General features: G+C 70.4%; 23 protein-coding genes. 20 read left to right on the top strand and 3 right to left on the bottom strand.

Annotation, left to right across the window (positions count from 1 at the left end):
* The 4 genes from VH969_RS10745 to prmC all read left to right on the top strand — a co-directional run.
* Positions 1-186: hypothetical protein (locus VH969_RS10745; RefSeq protein WP_331973535.1), on the top strand; the 186-nt coding region annotated here is incomplete at its 5' end.
* 229 nt (positions 187-415) lie between these two features.
* Entirely contained in the window at positions 416-634 is a 219-nt protein-coding gene (gene rpmE, locus VH969_RS10750) for a 50S ribosomal protein L31 (RefSeq protein ID WP_331973536.1), read from the top strand.
* Positions 635-768: 134 nt separating this feature from the next.
* Positions 769-1,842, top strand: coding sequence for a peptide chain release factor 1 (prfA, locus tag VH969_RS10755; RefSeq protein WP_331973537.1), 1,074 nt, complete (start codon positions 769-771; stop codon positions 1,840-1,842).
* A gap of 29 nt (positions 1,843-1,871) precedes the next feature.
* On the top strand, positions 1,872-2,735 hold the full coding sequence (gene prmC, locus VH969_RS10760) for a peptide chain release factor N(5)-glutamine methyltransferase (RefSeq protein WP_331973538.1): 864 nt from the start codon (positions 1,872-1,874) through the stop codon (positions 2,733-2,735).
* Here the strand turns inward: prmC and VH969_RS10765 are convergent.
* Positions 2,732-3,358, bottom strand: a complete 627-nt coding sequence (locus VH969_RS10765; protein WP_331973539.1) for a serine/threonine kinase C-terminal domain-containing protein — start codon at positions 3,356-3,358, stop codon at positions 2,732-2,734. The two genes, prmC and VH969_RS10765, sit on opposite strands and share 4 nt — an antisense overlap.
* Before the next feature lie 67 nt (positions 3,359-3,425).
* On the opposite strand from VH969_RS10765, the gene VH969_RS10770 reads away from it, so the two are divergent.
* Both VH969_RS10770 and VH969_RS10775 read left to right on the top strand, forming a co-directional pair.
* Positions 3,426-4,247, top strand: coding sequence for a hypothetical protein (locus VH969_RS10770; RefSeq protein WP_331973540.1), 822 nt, complete (start codon positions 3,426-3,428; stop codon positions 4,245-4,247).
* Positions 4,248-4,317: 70 nt separating this feature from the next.
* Entirely contained in the window at positions 4,318-4,968 is a 651-nt protein-coding gene (locus VH969_RS10775) for an L-threonylcarbamoyladenylate synthase (protein WP_331973541.1), read from the top strand.
* Positions 4,969-5,054: 86 nt separating this feature from the next.
* Here VH969_RS10775 and ppk2 read toward each other — a convergent pair whose 3' ends face one another.
* Positions 5,055-5,837 carry a polyphosphate kinase 2 gene (ppk2, locus tag VH969_RS10780; protein WP_331973542.1) on the bottom strand — a complete coding sequence of 261 codons (783 nt, stop codon included), beginning with the start codon at positions 5,835-5,837 and terminating at the stop codon, positions 5,055-5,057.
* A gap of 82 nt (positions 5,838-5,919) precedes the next feature.
* Here ppk2 and glyA point away from each other — a divergent pair, with 82 nt between their 5' ends.
* The 14 genes from glyA to VH969_RS10845 all read left to right on the top strand — a co-directional run bounded on the left by glyA (position 5,920) and on the right by VH969_RS10845 (position 17,371).
* A complete protein-coding gene (gene glyA, locus VH969_RS10785; RefSeq protein WP_331973543.1) occupies positions 5,920-7,206 on the top strand; it encodes a serine hydroxymethyltransferase in 1,287 nt (428 codons plus the stop codon).
* Positions 7,203-8,357 (top strand): glycosyltransferase family 4 protein, encoded by a 1,155-nt coding sequence (locus tag VH969_RS10790; protein ID WP_331973544.1) that lies wholly within the window; start codon positions 7,203-7,205, stop codon positions 8,355-8,357. Before glyA ends, VH969_RS10790 begins: the two co-directional genes overlap by 4 nt.
* 226 nt (positions 8,358-8,583) lie before the next feature.
* Positions 8,584-8,790 (top strand): AtpZ/AtpI family protein, encoded by a 207-nt coding sequence (locus VH969_RS34500; RefSeq protein ID WP_414638466.1) that lies wholly within the window; start codon positions 8,584-8,586, stop codon positions 8,788-8,790.
* A gap of 16 nt (positions 8,791-8,806) precedes the next feature.
* The gene (locus VH969_RS10795; RefSeq protein WP_331973545.1) at positions 8,807-9,217 is read left to right on the top strand and encodes a hypothetical protein; all 411 of its coding nucleotides are present in this window, start codon (positions 8,807-8,809) and stop codon (positions 9,215-9,217) included.
* The gene (locus tag VH969_RS10800; protein WP_331973546.1) at positions 9,214-9,948 is read left to right on the top strand and encodes a FoF1 ATP synthase subunit A; all 735 of its coding nucleotides are present in this window, start codon (positions 9,214-9,216) and stop codon (positions 9,946-9,948) included. The genes VH969_RS10795 and VH969_RS10800 overlap by 4 nt, the downstream gene beginning before the upstream one ends.
* A 69-nt stretch (positions 9,949-10,017) precedes the next feature.
* Positions 10,018-10,275: a F0F1 ATP synthase subunit C gene (locus tag VH969_RS10805; RefSeq protein ID WP_331973547.1), complete on the top strand. Its 258-nt coding sequence runs from the start codon at positions 10,018-10,020 to the stop codon at positions 10,273-10,275.
* Positions 10,276-10,280: 5 nt separating this feature from the next.
* A complete protein-coding gene (locus VH969_RS10810; protein WP_331973548.1) occupies positions 10,281-10,763 on the top strand; it encodes a F0F1 ATP synthase subunit B family protein in 483 nt (160 codons plus the stop codon).
* Positions 10,763-11,281 (top strand): F0F1 ATP synthase subunit B, encoded by a 519-nt coding sequence (atpF, locus tag VH969_RS10815; RefSeq protein ID WP_331973549.1) that lies wholly within the window; start codon positions 10,763-10,765, stop codon positions 11,279-11,281. Before VH969_RS10810 ends, atpF begins: the two co-directional genes overlap by 1 nt.
* Positions 11,281-12,099 (top strand): F0F1 ATP synthase subunit delta, encoded by an 819-nt coding sequence (locus VH969_RS10820; RefSeq protein WP_331973550.1) that lies wholly within the window; start codon positions 11,281-11,283, stop codon positions 12,097-12,099. Before atpF ends, VH969_RS10820 begins: the two co-directional genes overlap by 1 nt.
* A gap of 60 nt (positions 12,100-12,159) precedes the next feature.
* A complete protein-coding gene (atpA, locus tag VH969_RS10825; RefSeq protein ID WP_331973551.1) occupies positions 12,160-13,806 on the top strand; it encodes a F0F1 ATP synthase subunit alpha in 1,647 nt (548 codons plus the stop codon).
* Positions 13,807-13,819: 13 nt separating this feature from the next.
* Positions 13,820-14,761, top strand: coding sequence for a F0F1 ATP synthase subunit gamma (locus VH969_RS10830; protein ID WP_331973552.1), 942 nt, complete (start codon positions 13,820-13,822; stop codon positions 14,759-14,761).
* A 3-nt stretch (positions 14,762-14,764) separates the two neighbouring features.
* A complete protein-coding gene (atpD, locus tag VH969_RS10835) occupies positions 14,765-16,207 on the top strand; it encodes a F0F1 ATP synthase subunit beta (RefSeq protein ID WP_331973553.1) in 1,443 nt (480 codons plus the stop codon).
* 33 nt (positions 16,208-16,240) lie between these two features.
* Positions 16,241-16,609: a F0F1 ATP synthase subunit epsilon gene (locus VH969_RS10840; protein ID WP_331973554.1), complete on the top strand. Its 369-nt coding sequence runs from the start codon at positions 16,241-16,243 to the stop codon at positions 16,607-16,609.
* Between the two features lie 318 nt (positions 16,610-16,927).
* Positions 16,928-17,371, top strand: a complete 444-nt coding sequence (locus tag VH969_RS10845; RefSeq protein ID WP_331973555.1) for a DUF2550 domain-containing protein — start codon at positions 16,928-16,930, stop codon at positions 17,369-17,371.
* 9 nt (positions 17,372-17,380) lie between these two features.
* Here VH969_RS10845 and VH969_RS10850 read toward each other — a convergent pair whose 3' ends face one another.
* Positions 17,381-18,154 carry a DUF1206 domain-containing protein gene (locus VH969_RS10850; RefSeq protein WP_331973567.1) on the bottom strand — a complete coding sequence of 258 codons (774 nt, stop codon included), beginning with the start codon at positions 18,152-18,154 and terminating at the stop codon, positions 17,381-17,383.
* Positions 18,155-18,158: the final 4 nt, after the last annotated feature.

Genomic DNA, 18,158 nt, shown 5'->3' on the forward strand with positions numbered 1-18,158 from the left:
CGCAAGGACGAGCTGCTGATGTCGCCCGACGAGTACGCGGTGATGGTCAAGCTGCGCCGGGTGCTCTCCGGGTTGGACGACCAGCAGGCCATCGACCTGCTGCTGACCCAGCTGCGCAAGACCCGGACGAACATCGAGTTCCTCATGCAGGTGGCGAAGAACACACCCACCGTCAACGACGACTGAGCTCGTCGAGATCGTCACCGGCCTGCCGGCACGGGATCACCAGCGTGACCAGTGCCGGCAGGCCGATCACCATCGAGAGCCAGAGCCCGGAATACCGTTCCACCGGGTCTTGTTGAAGGGACTGCCAGGTCGTCTGGCAGACTGTTGGGTCGAGTCCGGCTCCGGTTCACCCCGTTCGAAGGCATATGCACCGCGGGGACCCGGCGGCCACCGAGAAAGGGCAAGATCTGTGAAGACCGGTATCCACCCCGAGTACGTCGTGACCGAGGTCGTCTGCGGCTGTGGCAACACGTTCACCACGCGCAGCACCAAGAAGTCGGGCAGCATCCACGTGGAAATCTGCTCGAACTGCCACCCGTTCTACACGGGCAAGCAGAAGATCCTCGACACCGGCGGCCGGGTCGCTCGCTTCGAGGCCCGCTACGGCAAGCGGCAGAAGAACTCCTAGCTTCGCGATCGGCGCCTACCCGAACTTCGGGTGGGCGCCGTTTTCGTGCGTCAGGCATCCGGGCAGCGGCCCGGCAGAAGCCGGAAGATGACCCGGGACGACGAACCGGACGAGGACGGAGAGGAGGCCGGGACGTGGACTCGACGTCGCTCAGGGAGTTGCTGGACGAGTACGCCGCGCTGGAGCAGGCGCTCGCTGATCCGGCGGTGCACGGCGACCAGGCGCGGGCTCGCAAGCTCGGCCGCCGCTACGCCGCGCTGACTCCCACGGTGAAGACGCTGCGGGAGCTCGAGTCGGCGCGCGAGGACCTCACCGCGGCCCGCGAGCTCGCCGCCGAGGACGAGGCGTTCGCCGCGGAGGCCGAGTCGCTCGCGGAGCGGGTCCCGGCACTGGAGGCGCGGCTCACCGAGCTGCTGCTGCCACGCGACCCGCACGACGGCTCCGACCTGCTGATGGAGATCAAGTCGGGGGAGGGCGGCGACGAGTCGGCCCTGTTCGCCGGCGACCTGTTGCGGATGTACCTGCGCTACGCCGAGCGGCACGGCTGGCAGACCGAGGTGCTCGACGGCACGGAGACCGAGCTCGGCGGGTACAAGGACGTCACGGTCGCGATCAAGTCCCGCACCCCGGCCGCCGACGGCGTGTGGTCGCGGCTGAAGTTCGAGGGCGGCGTGCACCGCGTGCAGCGCGTGCCGGTCACCGAGTCGCAGGGCCGGATCCACACGTCCGCGGCCGGCGTGCTCGTCTACCCGGACGTCGAGGACGTCGAGGTGGCGATCGACGAGAAGGACCTGCGCGTGGACGTGTTCCGCTCGTCGGGCAAGGGCGGCCAGAGCGTCAACACGACCGACTCGGCCGTGCGGATCACGCACCTGCCGACCGGGATCGTGGTGTCCTGCCAGAACGAGCGCAGCCAGTTGCAGAACAAGACCCGCGCGCTGCAGGTCCTGCGGGCGCGGCTCGTGGCGCTGGCCGAGGAGGAGGCGGCGAAGCAGGCCGCGGACACCCGGCGCAGCCAGGTCCGCACGGTCGACCGCTCGGAGCGGGTGCGCACGTACAACTTCCCGGAGAACCGGATCTCCGACCACCGGGTCAACTACAAGGCCTACAACCTCGACCAGGTTCTCGACGGCGACCTGGACGGCGTGCTCGACGCGCTGGCGTCGGCCGACCGCGACGAGCGCCTCGCCGCCGCGCAATCCGCCTGACCGGCGGTGCCGTGTGCGAGGGTGAGCCCGTGACCCGTCAGCCGCTTCGCCTGGCCATCATCGATGCCGAGCGCATCCTCGCCGCCGCCGGTGTCGCGTCACCCCGCGTCGACGCCGAGCTCATCGCCGCGCACGTGCTGGGCGTCGAGCGCGGCCGGCTGCCGCTCGTGCCGCTCGCGGACCCGCAGGTGATCGAGGCGATCGGCCGGCTCGTGCGGCAGCGGGCGACGCGGGTGCCGCTGCAGCACCTGCTCGGCCGTGCGGCCATGGGCGGCATCACGGTCGAGGTCGGCGCCGGGGTGTTCGTGCCGCGGCCGGAGACCGAGCTGCTGCTGGAGTGGGGCGCCGGCGCGCTCAAGGACGTGGCGGACCCGCTCGTGGTCGACCTGTGCACGGGCTCGGGCGTGCTGGCGCTGGCGCTGGCCCACGAGCGGCCGGACGCCACGGTGCACGCCGTGGAGCGCGACCCCGCGGCGCTGGCCTGGGCCCGCCGCAACGCCGACGCCCGCGCGGCGGCCGGCGACACGCCGGTTGTGCTGCACCAGGGGGACGTGACCGACTCCGCGCTGCTGGCCGACCTCGAGGGCCGCGTCGACCTGCTCGTCTGCAACCCGCCGTACGTGCCGGTCGGCACCGCCGTGCCGCCGGAGGTGGCCGAGCACGACCCGTTCGACGCGGTGTTCGCGGCGGGCGACGGGCTCGCGGTCGTCCGGCACGTGGTCGCCGCGGCGGCCCGGCTGCTCGTCCCGGGTGGCGCGTTCGCGATGGAGCACGACGACACGCAGGGCGAGTCGGTGCCGGCGCTGCTCGCCGCCCGCCGGACGTTGACCGACATCGAGGACCACGCCGACCTCGCGGGCCGGCCCAGATTCGTCACCGCGCGGCGCGCCTAAGGCCGCGAGTTCGCCACCATGGCGTCGTAGATCGGCCGCATGCGTGACCACTGGTCGGCCGGGCCGGACGCGAACACGAAGTACTCGGTGTTGTCCACGAGCCAGTACAGCGCGCACACGTGCTGCAGTCCGCTGCCGTCGTTGTGCTCGTATTCCCACTCGATCGCGGGGTGGCCGCCGTAGGTCGCCTGGTTCAGGGCGATCCGCTGGTAGTCCGCCGCGCGCTCGGCGAACTGGGTCTCGGTCGCGAGGTGCAGCTGGGCGATGTCGCTCGTCGCGGACGGCGCGCCGCCGTAGCCGAGGAAGCGTCCCGCGTCGGAGGGGTCGGAGGCACGCATCGCGCCCGGTGCGCCGGCCCGCGCGAGCCGCCAGCCGACCGGGATCACCGTCCGGATCCGCGCCGGGCCGGTCACGCGCTGGAAGCCGCGCGGCGGCGGGCGGGTCGCGCTCGTGCCGGAGCCCTTGTCCGACACGTACGTCGGCGGCGCGGGTCCCGGCGCGGCGACCGACGGAACCGCCGGGCGGACCAGCAGCAACCCGCCGAGCAAGGCGCTGACCAGAACGTATGCAGCGGCAAGGCAGATCGCGAGCCACTTGGAGCTCAGCGAACGGATGCTCGCCACGAGTTTCACCTCTGCTACCCCCCGACACGGGCTGTACCGAGGGTAACGTGCCCGCCGGGGTGATCCAATGCTTCGTGCTTGGCAGGACGTGATCGACAAATGGCGGCTCGTGCCCGACGACCTCCCTGGTGGTGGGTCCGTGGGGCACGAGCACGCCGGCCTGGCCAGGCACGCCCTGCTCGACGGCCGCCTCGACGAGGCGATGAGGCATTTCGAGACCGCCGCTCGCCTGCGTGACCATCCGCTGGACCACGTCGGCGTCGGTGACGTACATCTCGCGCGCGGCCACTGGCGTGCCGCGGACGAGCACTACCAGCGGGCACTGCACGCCGGCGGCCTCGCGTCGCTCATGGCCAAGCTCGGCATCAGCCAGGTGTTGATCGGCGAGGGCCGCGCGGCCGGCTCGATCGCCGACCTCGAGCACCTCGTCGCCGACCAGCCCGACGAGCCGGTGCTGCGCTACTACCTCGCGAGCGCCTGGTACTCGGTGGCCGAGCAGAGCCGGTCGCGCACGGCGGACGACACGCTGGTCATCACGAGCGAGCAGCAGCTGCTGATCTGCGAGCAGGCGGCCGAGCGGATCCTCGCGCTCAAGGTCGGCGACGAGGAGCTCGACCGGGGCGCGGAGCAGCTGCTGCACGAGGTGGAGCTGGGCCGGCGGTGGACGTGGGCCCCGGAGGGGATCGCGGTGAGCCTGGCCGTCCTGACCGTCGCACTGGGACTGATCACGGTCGTCGCCGGCGGGCTCATGGGCAACCCGCTCCTGGTCGTCCTCGGCGTCGTGGCCGGCGCCCTGCTGCTGTTCCTGATCGTGTGGCGCTTCCGCCGCCAGACGTGGCGCCGCCGCGCCGACGAGATGTCCCCGCAGATCACCCGCGTCGGGGTCTGACCCGGGGCGTGTGCGGTGGATCGCCCGGCCACGGATCCGTCGCGGACACCCCAGGGCTAGGGTTTCGCGCGTGAGTGTGGTGTACGACTGCGCCAGGGAACCCGACCGCGCCGACGGGCTGGCCGCCGCGGCGAGCGCGGTGCGCGGCGGGCGCCTCGTGGTGATCCCGACCGACACCGTCTACGGCATCGGCGCGGACGCGTTCTCCGCGACGGCCGTGCGGTCGCTGCTGGCTGCCAAGAACCGCGGCCCGGACATGCCTGTCGGCGTGCTCGTCGGCTCCTGGACGACCATCGACGGCCTCGTGCTCTCGGTGCCGCAGCAGGCGCGGGCGCTGATCGAGGCCTTCTGGCCGGGCGACCTGTCGATCGTGCTGCCGCACGCCCCGTCGCTGTCCTGGGACCTCGGCCGCAGCCACGGCACGGTCATGCTCCGGATGCCGCTGCACCCGGTCGCGATCGAGCTGCTCCGCGACGTCGGCCCGATGGCCGTCTCCAGCGCCAACGTCTCCGGCCGTCCACCCGCGGCCACCGTCGACGAGGCCCGCGACCAGCTGGGCGAGTCGGTCGCGATCTACCTCGACGGCGGCCCGTCCGGCGACCCGGTGCCGTCCACGATCGTCGACCTGTCCGGCGACGAGCCGGTCGTGCTGCGCGAGGGCGCGGTCAGCCTGGCGGCGGTGTCCGAGGTGCTCGGCAGCGAGGTCCGCACCGCGCCGTGAGCAAGTGTCCCGCGCCGGAAATCCGGCACATAATTCGCTTGCCCAGCTTCCTGGACCCACCGACTTAGGCACCGAATTTCCGGCGCCTAGTACTTCTCCGGGATCCAGCGCTGCGAGTCCAGCGGCGGGCGCTGGTAGTCCGGGTCGGCGGGCTCGCGCGGCGGCAGCGAGAGCTTCGGCGGGTGCACGTCCTCGTACGGGATCAGCGACAGCAGGTGCGAGATGCAGTTGAGCCGCGCCCGCTTCTTGCTGTCCGCGTCCACCACCCACCACGGCGAGTCCTCGACGTCGGTGTGGGCGAACATCTCGTCCTTCGCCTTGGAGTACTCGTTCCAGCGGCGCCGGGCCTCCAGGTCCATGTCGGAGATCTTCCACCGCTTCGTCCGGTCGGCGATCCGCTCGTGGAACCGCTTCTCCTGCTCCTCGTCGGACACCGAGAACCAGTACTTCACGAGCGTCATCCCGGACCGGATCAGCAGCCGTTCGAACTCCGGCGCCGCGCGCAGGAACTCCCAGTACTCCTGCTCGGTGCAGAAGCCCATCACGTGCTCGACGCCCGCGCGGTTGTACCAGGACCGGTCGAACAGGACGATCTCCCCGGCGGCCGGCAGGTGGGCGACGTAGCGCTGGAAGTACCACTGCGTCTTCTCCCGCTCGGTCGGCGTGCCCAGCGCGGCGACCTTGCACACGCGCGGGTTGAGGGGCTCGGTGATCCGCTTGATCACCCCGCCCTTGCCCGCCGCGTCCCGTCCCTCGAACAGGACGACGACCCGTAGCCCTTGCGCCTTGACCCAGTCCTGGAGCTTCACGAGCTCGAGGTGCAACCGGGCCAGCTCGGTCTCGTACTCGTCGTTCTTCAGCTTGGTCACCACCGAACGGTAACTCCGATCCGGCGCGGTAGCCTGGCTCGGCAAAGCGCCGGAACATTGGACACCGGAGAGTGCAACAGGCTTGGAAACGCCGTTCTGGGGCCCGGACTTCGATGCCCTGACCAGCACGGACCCCGAGATCGCCGACGTCGTGCTCGGTGAGCTCGAGCGCCTCCGTGGCGGGTTGCAGCTGATCGCCAGCGAGAACCTGACGAGCCCGGCCGTGCTCGCCGCGCTCGGCTCGACGCTGTCGAACAAGTACGCGGAGGGCTACCCGGGGCGCCGCTACTACGGCGGCTGCGCGCAGGTCGACGTCGCCGAGGAGATCGGCATCGCGCGGGCGAAGGAGCTCTTCGGCGCGGACCACGCGAACCTGCAGCCGCACTCCGGCGCGAGCGCGAACCTCGCCGCGTACGCCGCCTTCTGCGAGCCGGGCGACGTCGTGCTCGCGATGGACCTCAAGCAGGGCGGCCACCTCACGCACGGCTCGAAGGTCAACTTCTCCGGCCGCTGGTTCGAGCCGGTCGCCTACGGCGTGCGCGCGGACACCGAGCTGATCGACTACGACCAGGTCCGCGACCTCGCGCTCGCGCACGAGCCGCGGCTGATCATCGCGGGCGCCACCGCGTACCCGCGGCTGATCGACTTCGCGGCGTTCCGGTCCATTGCGGACGAGGTCGGCGCGATCCTCATGGTCGACGCCGCGCATTTCGTCGGACTCGTTGCGGGCAAGGCGATCCCATCGCCGGTGCCGTTCGCGGACGTCGTGACGTTCACCACCCACAAGGTCCTGCGCGGCCCGCGCGGCGGCATGATCCTCTGCCGCGCGGAGCACGCGAAGGCGATCGACAAGGCGGTGTTCCCGTTCAGCCAGGGCGGCCCGCTCATGCACTCGGTGGCGGCCAAGGCGGTCGCGCTGCGCGAGGCATCCACATCGGACTTCCAGGACTACGCCACCCAGGTCGTCGCGAACGCGGTCGCGCTCGCGAAGGGCCTGGAGGAGGAGGGCATGCGCGCGGTGTCCGGCGGCACCGACACCCACCTCGCGCTGCTGGACGTCCGCCCGCTCGAGGTCACCGGCGCGGAGGCCGAGCGCCGCTGCGACGCCGCGCGGATCACGCTGAACAAGAACGCGATCCCGTTCGACCCGGCCCCGCCGGCCACCGCGTCCGGCATCCGGATCGGCTCGCCGAGCGTCACCACCCAGGGCATGACCGAGCCGGACATGGCCGAGATCGCCCGCCTCATCGGCAGCGCCGTGCGGGCCGAGCCGGGCACCACCGCGGGCGACGCCGCGCTGGCCGCCGCGGCGGACGAGGTCAGCCGCCTCGCGACCGCCCACCCCGCCTATCCGAGGAACTCCGGGTGAACCTCGCCCAGGGCTTCCAGCCGGCCGGACTTCCGATCAGGGAGTACGTCCTGGTGGGGTTGACCACGGCGGTGCTGACGTTCCTGTTCACCGGCCTCGTGCGGCGCCTCGCCATCCGCTGGGGCGCGGTCGCCCACCCGCGCCAGCGCGACGTGCACACCGTGCCGATCCCGCGGCTGGGCGGGGTCGCCATGTACCTCGGCGTGTGCGGCGGCATGTTCCTCGCCCACCAGCTGCCCCTCCTGCGCCGCGCGTTCGAGTACACGCTCGACCCGGCCGCCGTGCTGATCGGCGGCGGGCTCATCGTGCTGATCGGCATGCTCGACGACCGGTACGAGCTCGACTCGCTCACCAAGCTCGCCGGCCAGACCACCTGCGCGGGCATCCTCGTGCTGTTCGGGCTGCAGTGGCTCCTGGTGTGGGTGCCGTGGGGCGCCGACGACGGGCTCGGCTCGACGCTCGTGCTCGACCAGAACCAGGGCGCGATCGTGACCGTGCTGCTCGTGGTCACGATGGTCAACGCGATGAACTTCGTCGACGGCCTCGACGGGCTCGCCGCCGGTGTGGGCCTCATCTCGGCGACCGCGACGTGTGCCTTCTCCCTCAACCTGCTGAAGCAGACCGGCGGCGACGTCAACAACTACGCGCCGGCGCTGATCGCGGCCACGCTCGCGGGCGCCTGCCTGGGCTTCCTGCCACACAACTTCCAGCCCGCGAAGATCTTCATGGGCGACTCCGGCTCGATGCTGCTCGGCCTGATGATGGCCGCGGCCGCGACGTCGGCGTCGGGCCGGGTCACCGTGCCGGACGCGACCACCACGATCGCGCTGCTCTCCCCGCTGCTGGTCGTCGCCGCGGTGCTGTTCGTGCCGCTGCTCGACCTGCTGCTCGCGGTCATCCGCCGCACCCGCAAGGGCTTGAGCCCGTTCCACGCGGACAAGATGCACCTGCACCACCGGCTGCTGGAGATCGGCCACTCGCAGCGCCGGGCCGTCCTGCTGATCTACCTGTGGGCCGCGGTGCTCGCCTTCGGGGCCGTCGCGCTGACCATCTTCGACGCGCTCGCGGTCGCCTGGGGGATGGGTGTCGGGCTCCTCGTCGTACTCGTCATCTCGGCCATCCCGAGGCTGCGGGAGACCGGTAGAAACTGACCTTGATACACCCCTGACTTCGCACCTCAGGCCGCCCAAAGGGGGGCGAGAATCGTGTGATAGCGTGCGATTCGTCCCCAAGGAGGCATGGGGACACGCCGGCCGCGACGGCTGGATCCGCCAAGGGGTCTGTGGCATCGAAAACCACCCGTCGCTTTGACCGACAAGGAGCTTGCGCATGAGTGATCATCACGTGCCCATAGGCCTCCGGTAGGCCTGGGTCGGCGTGCCACCAACGCCGCCCAGCCCCCGGGAACTTCTCGGCGTCGGCTCCGCGATCGCGGTCTTGGTCGCAGGCGGAATGTTGCTGGGCTGGTTCATCGACTCGAAGGCCAACACCCTGCCGATCTTTGCTCTTGTCGGTCTCGCGGCCGGAATCACGGTCGCCTGTTTATACGCGTATTTCAAGTTCCGGCGATTCATGAAGAATTAGAGGTCGAGGTTCGATCGTGTCAGCAGCCATGCAAGCCGCGGCGGCCAAAGTTCCGGCCGCGATAGTCGTGAACCTCCGCAAGCCGATACTCATCGCCGCCGGGGTCGGGGTCGTCGGGCTCCTGGTCACGGCGTTGCTCGGGCACATCATGATGGGTGCCTTCGGCATCGTCGGACTGGGCCTCGGCGTGCTGAACACGCGGCTGCTGCAGAAGTCGGTGGTCAAGGTGATCGCCAGCGACAACCCGACCAAGATGGCGGTCGGCCGAACGTCGGTTCCGCGGCTGCTGCTGATCACCGCCGTCGCGTTCGGTATCGCCATCTTCGTGCGGCCGGACGGTCTCGGGGTCTTCTTCGGCCTCGCGGTCTTCCAGGTGATCATCGTCGGCACCACGGTCATGCCGGTCATGAAGGAGCGCCGCAAGTGACGGACCTGGTTCTCGCCGCGGAGACGGACATCGAGGTCGGCCACCACCCCGAGGTCGAGTTCCTCGGGCTGACGCTCAACGTCGACACCATCCTCGGCACGCTGTTCGCCGCCGCGGTCGTGGTCGGGCTCGGGTTCTACGTCCGGGCGAAGATCACGTCCGGGGTGCCCAACCGGGTGCAGCTGTTCTTCGAGGCGGTGACCAGCTTCCTGCGCGCCCAGGTCGAGACCAGCATCGGCGTGCGCTCGGCCCCGTTCCTCGTGCCGCTGTCGATCACGCTGTTCGTGTTCATCCTCGCGGCCAACTGGATCGTCGTCCTCCCGCTGCACCACTACCTGCCGCCGCCGACCGCGGACGTCAACCTGGTCTACCCGATGGCGCTGCTGGTGTTCTTCTGGCGGCAGGTCGTGGGCGCGCGGGCGCACGGCGGCGCCTTCCAGCAGCTGCGCCACATCGCCCAGGGGCACAACCCGAAGCTCGCCCCGCTGTGGTTCCTCGAGGAGATCACCGGGGTCGTGTCGCACGCGCTGCGACTGTTCGGCAACCTGCTGGCCGGCGGAGTCATGCTCAGCCTGTTCACGTTGATTCCGCTCTGGATCACCTGGCTGCCGACCGCCGGATGGAAGCTCTTCGACATCTTCATCGGACTGGTGCAGGCGTTCATCTTCGCGTTCCTGACGATCATCTACTTCGCACAGTCGATGGAGGACAGGTCAGAGGGAGCGCACTGACCTCCCGGCTGTGCGGCTTTCCGTACGAACCAACACGACAAAAGCAGTGAACGAGAAAGGTAAGTGTCAATGGCAGACATTGGAGACGCGATCGCCACGGCTGGTGCCTACATCGGCGGCGGCCTCGCCCTCGCCGGTGGTGCGGCCGGTGCGTCCATCGGTGACGGCCTGGCCGGTGCCCAGCTCGTGGCCGGCGTCGCCAGGCAGCCGGAAGCGCAGGGACGGCTGTTCACGCCGTTCTTCCTGACCGTGGGTCTGGCCGAGGGCAACTACTTCATCAACGTCGCGTTCGCGGCACTGTTGCTCTTCGTCTTCCCCCTCGTGTGACGCGCATGAGCACGACCTACGTGGCGCAGGAGAAGGAGAACTTCCTGCTGCCGAACGGCACGATCTTCGTCACGACGATCATCATCCTGGTCGTGCTGTTCATCTTCTTCCGGTACATCGTGCCGCCGGTCCGCACGGCGATGCGCGAGCGCAACGCGATGGTGCAGCGCTCCGTCGACGAGAGCCGGGCCGCGGAGGAGAAGTTCCGGCAGGCGAAGGCGCGCTACCAGGACGCGCTCGCCGAGGCACGGGCCGAGGCGGGCCGCATCCGCGACACGGCCCGGGCCGAGGGACAGCAGACGCTCGACGAGCTCCGCGCGCGGGCTGGTGCCGAAGTCAACGTCCTGCGCCGGGAGGCCGCCGAGCAGCTCGAGCGGGAGCGCGAACGGACGCTCGCCGACCTCGAACCACACGTGCGCGGGATCGCGCTCGACCTGGCCAACCGGGTGGTCGGCTCGGACGGCGCGATACGAGAGGAGGCGCGCTGATGTCCGCGTTCATCGGCGAGCTGATCGCGCTCGTCGTGGTCATCGCCGTGATCTGGCGGTACGTGCTGCCGCCCGTCAACAAGATGATCAAGTCCCAGCAGGACTTGGTGGCCCGGCAGGTCAGCGACGCCACAAAGGCGAGCGAGCGGCTGGTCGCCGCGGAGACGGCCTACAGCGAGGCGCTCGCCGAGGCGCGGACCGAGGCGGCCAAGATCCGCGACACGGCTCGTGCCGACGGGCAGCGCATCGTCGAGGAGATGCGGGCCCACGCCGAGCGCGAGATCGAGCGGATCCGCCAGCGCGGCCACGAGGAGCTGGCCACCCAGCGCCAGGCCGTCGTCCGCGAGCTGCGCGAGCGGATCGGCCGGCTGTCCGTCGAGCGGGCGGCCGAGCTGGTCGAGCAGCACCTGTCGAGTGACGCCAACCGCAGGGCCACCGTGGACCGGTTCCTCGACGAGCTCGAGGCAATGGCCGCGCCCGAGGGCACGGTCGCCACCGCCACGAAGGGTGATGCGTGATGCAGGCCGCGAGCAGGGAAGCCCTCGCCGTCGCCATCCACGACCTGGACGAGCGGACCGGGAGCACGAGCGCGAAGACGCTGCGGCAGCTGGCGGGCGAGCTGTTCGACCTCGCCGCGGTGCTGCTGCGCGAGCGGACGCTGCGGCGGCTGCTCGCCGACCCGGCCACCGCGCCGTCCGAGCGGACCCGGCTGGCCGACACGGTGTTCGGGGGCAAGATCTCCGACGCCACGATGGAGACGCTGACCGGGCTGGTGTCCGCCCGCTGGTCACACCCGGGCGATCTGGTCGACACCGTGGAGCTGCTGGCCCGCCGCGCGCTCCTGACCGCCGCCGAGCAGGACGGGTCGCTCGAGGACGTCGAGGACGAGCTGTTCCGGTTCGCCCGGGTCCTCGACTCCGAGGTGCGGCTGCGTGAGCTGCTGACCGACACCGAGCAGCCCGTGGAGCGCCGCCAGGAGCTGCTCGGCACGCTGGTTTCGGGCAAGGTCCGGCCGGTCACCCTCGAGTTGTTGCGGCAGGCCGTCCGGCTGCGCCACGACCGCCCGCTGGACGCCGTGGTCAACGACCTGGCCGAGCTCGCCGCTGCCCGCCGGGAGCGGTCGGTCGCGCGGGTGACCGCCGCGGCCCCGCTGACCGCCGAGCACGAGCAGCGGCTCGCGGACGCGCTGTCGCGCATCTACGGCCGGGCGGTCTCGGTGCAGGTGGAGCTCGACCCCGACCAGCTGGGCGGGCTCGTCATCCGGGTCGGTGACGAAGTGATCGACGGAAGCATCGCGACGCGCCTGGCGCAGGCCCGGCAGGAGCTGTCCGGCTGAGTGCGGGACGCACCAGCCCCAAGAACCGAGTTAGCACGAGAGAGCAGGGACCAGATAGCCATGGCGGAGCTGACGATCTCATCGGACGAGATCCGGAGCGCGATCGAGAACTACGTCGCCAACTTCTCGCCTGAGACCGCCCGCGAGGAGGTGGGCACCGTCACCCTGGCCGGCGACGGCATCGCCCGGGTCGAAGGCCTTCCATCGGCCATCACCAGTGAGCTGCTCGAGTTCGAGGGCGGGGTCCTGGGTGTCGCGCAGAACCTCGACATCCACGAGATCGGCGCGGTCATCCTCGGTGACTTCGAGAAGATCGAGGAAGGCCAGCCGGTCAAGCGGACCAACCGGGTCCTCTCGGTGCCGGTGGGCGACGCCTTCCTCGGCCGCGTGGTGAATCCGCTCGGCGAGCCGGTCGACGGCCTCGGCGAGATCGCCTCGGACGAGCGCCGCGCGCTCGAGCTGCAGGCGCCGAGCGTGATCAACCGGCAGCCGGTGAAGGAGCCGCTGCAGACCGGCATCAAGGCGATCGACTCGCAGACGCCGATCGGCCGCGGCCAGCGCCAGCTGATCATCGGCGACCGCAAGACCGGCAAGACCGCGGTCTGCGTCGACACGATCATCAACCAGAAGGAGAACTGGGCGTCGGGCGACGAGAAGCAGCAGGTCCGCTGCATCTACGTCGCGATCGGCCAGAAGGGCTCCACGATCGCCGGGGTGCGCCAGGCGCTGGACGACGCGGGCGCGCTCGAGTACACGACGATCGTCGCCGCGCCGGCGTCGGAGTCGGCCGGCTTCAAGTGGCTCGCCCCGTACACCGGCTCGGCGCTCGGCCAGCACTGGATGTACCAGGGCAAGCACGTGCTGATCGTGTTCGACGACCTCACCAAGCAGGCCGAGGCCTACCGCGCGATCTCGCTGCTGCTGCGCCGCCCGCCGGGCCGCGAGGCGTTCCCCGGCGACGTGTTCTACCTGCACTCCCGGCTGCTGGAGCGCTGCGCGAAGCTGTCCGACGAGCTGGGTGGCGGCTCGATGACCGGCCTGCCGATCATCGAGACCAAGGCCAACGACGTGTCGGCCTACATCCCGACCAACGTCATCTCGATCACCGACGGCCAGTGCTTCCTCGAGACCGACCTGTTCAACCAGGGCGTCCGCCCGGCGATCAACGTCGGTATCTCGGTGTCCCGGGTCGGTGGCTCCGCGCAGATCAAGGCCATGCGCAAGGTGGCGGGCTCGCTGCGGCTGGACCTGTCCCAGTTCCGTGAGCTGGAGGCGTTCTCCGCGTTCGCGTCCGACCTCGACGCGGCCTCCCGCGCGCAGCTGGACCGCGGTGAGCGGCTGGTGGAGATCCTCAAGCAGCCCCAGTACTCGCCGATGCCGGCCGAGGAGCAGGTGGTCGTGATCTACGCGGGCACCCGCGGCCACCTCGACGCGGTCCCGGTCGGCGACGTGCGGCGGTTCGAGGCCGAGCTGATCGACCACGTGCGCCACCACGAGGAGGGCCTGCTCAAGGAGATCCGCGACACCAAGGACCTCTCCGAGAACGCCGAGGAGCGCCTGACCAACGCGATCAAGACCGTCCTCGAGCAGTTCACCACCTCGGACGGCCGCTCGGTGGTCAACGAGGCGGAGGCCCAGGCCATGGACGCCGAGGACGTCGAGCACGAGTCGGTGAAGGTCCGGCGGGCCGCGCCGGCCAAGAAGTGACCGGGTAGCGACGATGCCGGCACAGGTACGCATTCTCCGCCGAAGGATCCGCGCGACGCAGTCGATGCGGAAGATCACCAAGGCGCAGGAGCTGATCGCGACCTCGCGGATCGCCAAGGCCCAGGCCCGGGTCGAGGCGAGCCGTCCGTACACCGAGGGGATCACCGGCGTGGTCTCCGCGCTTGCCGAGACCGCGGCGCTGGACCACCCGCTGTTGGTCGAGCGCGAGAACGCGCAGCGGGCCGCGGTCCTGGTCGTCACCAGCGACCGCGGGCTCGCGGGCGGGTACAACGCCAACGTGCTGCGCCGGTCGGAGGAGCTGCAGGCCCTGCTCCGCGAGGAGGGCAAGGAGCCCGTCCTGTACGTGATCGGCCGCAAGGGCGTGAACTACTACAAGTTCCGCCAGCGGGAGATCGTCGAGTCGTGGACGGGCTTCTCGGAGCAGCCGAACTACCAGGCGGCCGCCACGGCCGCCCGGACCCTGGTGGGCTCGTTCCTCGTCGGCACCGAGTACGCCGACGAGGTCCCGGCGGACGTGGACACCAGCGACGTGCAGGGCGTCGACGAGGTGCACATCGTCTACACCGAGTTCCGCAGCATGCTGACCCAGACGCCCGTCGCGCACCGGCTGGCCCCGCTGGAGGTCGAGTACGGCGCGGAGGACGTCGGCCCGCAGCCGTTGTACGAGTTCGAGCCGGACCCGGAGGAGCTGTTCGGGTCGCTCCTGCCGCGCTACCTGTCCGCCCGGGTCTGGACCGCGCTGCTGGAGTCGGCGGCCTCGGAGTCCGCGTCGCGGCGCCGCGCGATGAAGGCGGCGACGGACAACGCGAACGACCTCATCCGGGACCTGACCCTCGAAGCCAACCGGGCCCGCCAGGCCCAGATCACCCAGGAGATCAGCGAGATCGTCGGGGGCGTTGACGCGCTCGCGGCCGCCGCAGGAAGTGATGACTGACCTATGACTGCCACTGTTTCCTCAGCGACATCGGGACAGACGACCGCCGGTCGCGTCCTGCGGATCACCGGGCCCGTCGTCGACGTCGAGTTCCCCCGCGACGCGATGCCCGAGCTGTTCACCGCGCTGCACGCCGAGGTGGACTTCGAGGAGCTGTCCAAGACCCTGACCCTCGAGGTCGCCCAGCACCTCGGCGACAACGTCGTCCGGGCGATCTCCATGCAGCCCACCGACGGCCTGGTGCGCGGCAAGGAGGTCGTCAGCACCGGCGGCCCGATCTCGGTGCCGATCGGCGACGAGGTCAAGGGCCACGTGTTCAACGCGCTCGGCGACTGCCTCGACGAGCCCGGCTACGGCAAGGACCTCACGCACTGGGGCATCCACCGCCCGGCGCCGGCGTTCGACCAGCTCGAGGGCCGTACCGAGATGCTGGAGACCGGCCTGAAGGTCGTCGACCTGCTCACGCCGTACGTGCGTGGTGGCAAGATCGGCCTCTTCGGCGGCGCCGGCGTGGGCAAGACGGTGCTCATCCAGGAGATGATCAACCGCATCGCCCGCAACTTCGGTGGTACCTCGGTGTTCGCCGGCGTCGGCGAGCGCACCCGTGAGGGCAACGACCTGTGGCTCGAGCTGCAGGAGGCCAACGTCCTCAAGGACACCGCGCTGGTGTTCGGCCAGATGGACGAGCCGCCGGGCACCCGCATGCGCGTCGCGCTGTCCGCGCTGACGATGGCCGAGTGGTTCCGGGACGAGAAGGGCGTGGACGTCCTTCTGTTCATCGACAACATCTTCCGGTTCACCCAGGCCGGCTCCGAGGTCTCCACGCTGCTCGGCCGCATGCCGTCCGCGGTGGGCTACCAGCCGACCCTGGCCGACGAGATGGGCGAGCTGCAGGAGCGGATCACCTCGACCAAGGGCCGGTCGATCACCTCGATGCAGGCGATCTACGTGCCCGCGGACGACTACACCGACCCCGCGCCGGCCACCACGTTCGCCCACCTGGACGCCACCACCGAGCTCTCGCGTGCGGTGTTCTCCAAGGGCATCTTCCCGGCGGTGGACCCGCTGGCGTCGAGCTCCACGATCCTCGACCCGGCCATCGTCGGCGAGGAGCACTACCGGGTCGCGCAGGAGGTCATCCGGATCCTGCAGCGCTACCAGGACCTGCAGGACATCATCGCGATCCTCGGTATCGACGAGCTGTCCGAAGAGGACAAGCAGCTCGTCGGCCGGGCGCGGCGTATCGAGCGGTTCCTGTCGCAGAACATGATGGCGGCGGAGCAGTTCACCGGCCAGCCGGGCTCGACGGTGCCGCTGAAGGAGACCATCGAGGCGTTCGACAAGCTCACCAAGGGCGAGTTCGACCACATGCCCGAGCAGGCGTTCTTCCTCATCGGTGGGCTCGAGGACCTGGACCGCAAGTACCAAGAGATCACCAAGAAGTGACGCTGGACCGGATCGACCGCAGAGGAGACTCACGTGGCTGACATGCACGTCGAGCTGGTGGCGCCGGACCGGCTGCTCTGGGAGGGGCAGGCCACGTTCGTGTTCGCGCGGACGACCGCCGGCGAGATCGGCATCCTGCCGCGGCACGTCCCGCTCGTGGCGGAGATCGTCGAGGGCGAGATGGTCCGGATCGACACGGTGGACGGCGAGGAGTACCACGCCGCCGTCCACGGCGGGTTCCTGTCGGTGACCGAGCAGGGCGTGACGATCCTGGCGGAGGCCGCCGAGCCGGCCGAGGAGATCGACGTCGAGGAGGCGCAGCGCGACTTCGAGAGCGACGACGAGGAGCTGCGGAAGCGGGCGCGGGCGCGCCTGCGCGCGGCCGGCCACTCGCCGGTCTGACCAGCGGCTACGCAATCACGACGCCCCCGGCGAGGCCGGGGGCGTCGTGCTTTGTGTCTGGTTAGGACGGTAGTGCCCCGTGATGTTGCTCACCAGAGTGGAAATCGGCCTGAGTGGTGACGTCGTCAACAGACCAATTACACTGCGAAAGCCTCGGATCGATGCCCCGGACAAGGGAGGTACGGCGTGGCCGACATGTCTCTCCAGCTGGTCGTAGTCGCACCACGACGTTGGACGGGCAGGTGTGCCGTACCGATCCGCCGGCCCCGCGCCACAGGGCAGATGGACTGAGGTCGGCGGGGCGGGCAGGGACGGGCCGTGGACATCACCGTGGTTGCCGGAGCGGTCCTCGTCCTGGTCGTCGTCGTGCTGGGGTGGCTTACCGTGCGCCGGCTGCGCGCGCTGCGCTCGGGGGGCGTCCACGCCGCGTTCCGCACCCGGCTGGACCCGTCGGGCAAGGGCTGGCATCTGGGTGTCGGCCGCTACCGGGGTGACGAGTTCGTGTGGTTCCGCGTGGCGAGCCTGCGGCCCGGCCCGGACCGGGTCATCCACCGCAGTGGCCTGGAGATAGCCGAGCGCCGCGAGCCGTCGGGCACGGAGCTGTACGTCATGCCACCGGGCTCGCTGGTGCTGCGGGTGTCGGACACGGGCGGCTCGACGGGCGCGCCGGAGATCGAGCTGGCCATGAGCCCGGACGCGCTGACCGGCTTCCTGTCGTGGCTGGAATCGGCCCCACCGGGCCGCCTGCCCTGGGCTTCCTAGTGTGATCCTTCAGGTCTTGTGGGCCTTCGCCGCGGCGAAGCAGTAGACGCCGAACGCCGCCAGGCCGAGCGCCACGATGCACAGCAGCACCGTGCCGAAGGGCTGGGCCGCGAGCGTCTTCAGGGCCGCGTCCAGTCCGCCGGCCTCCTTCGGGTCGTGGTTGAAGCCCGCGACGCAGATCAGCACGCCCACGATGCCGAACGTGACCCCCTTCGCCACGTAGCCGAACACGCCCAGCCGCCGCACCCACTGCTGCGAGCCGCGCGGCAGGTCGGTCATGTCCAGGTCCTCCAGGAACGACTTCGAAAAGCCCTTGACCGCCGTCGCGATGGCCACCGCGATGATCGCGACGCCCACGGCGACCACGATGAACGGGCCCGCCGGCAACGCGAGGAGCTTCGCGGTCAGCGTCTGCTGCTGGTCGCTGCTCGACCCCGACGAGCCCGAGCCCGACGCGTACCGCACCGCCGTCACGCCCAGCGCGACACCGATGACCGCACGGGCCGCGGAGCCGATCCGCTTGCGCGTGCGCCTGCTCTTCTTCAAGACCCACTGGTAGCCCTTGGCCGCCATCAGCAGCTGCCAGCCGGCGAACGCGAAGAGGCCGACCGCGAGCACCCACAACAGGAACCCGCCCATGGCCGTCGAGCCGATCTCCTCGATGGCACCTCGTTGGTCGGCCTGCTGCGCCGTGTCGCCGAACGCGACCCGCGCGGCCAGATACGCCACCAGTAGGTGGACGATCCCGTAGCAGATGATCCCGGCTCTGCCGAGCGCCTGCATCGCT

This window comes from Actinophytocola sp. (assembly GCF_036555685.1).
Lineage (GTDB): Bacteria > Actinomycetota > Actinomycetes > Mycobacteriales > Pseudonocardiaceae > Actinophytocola.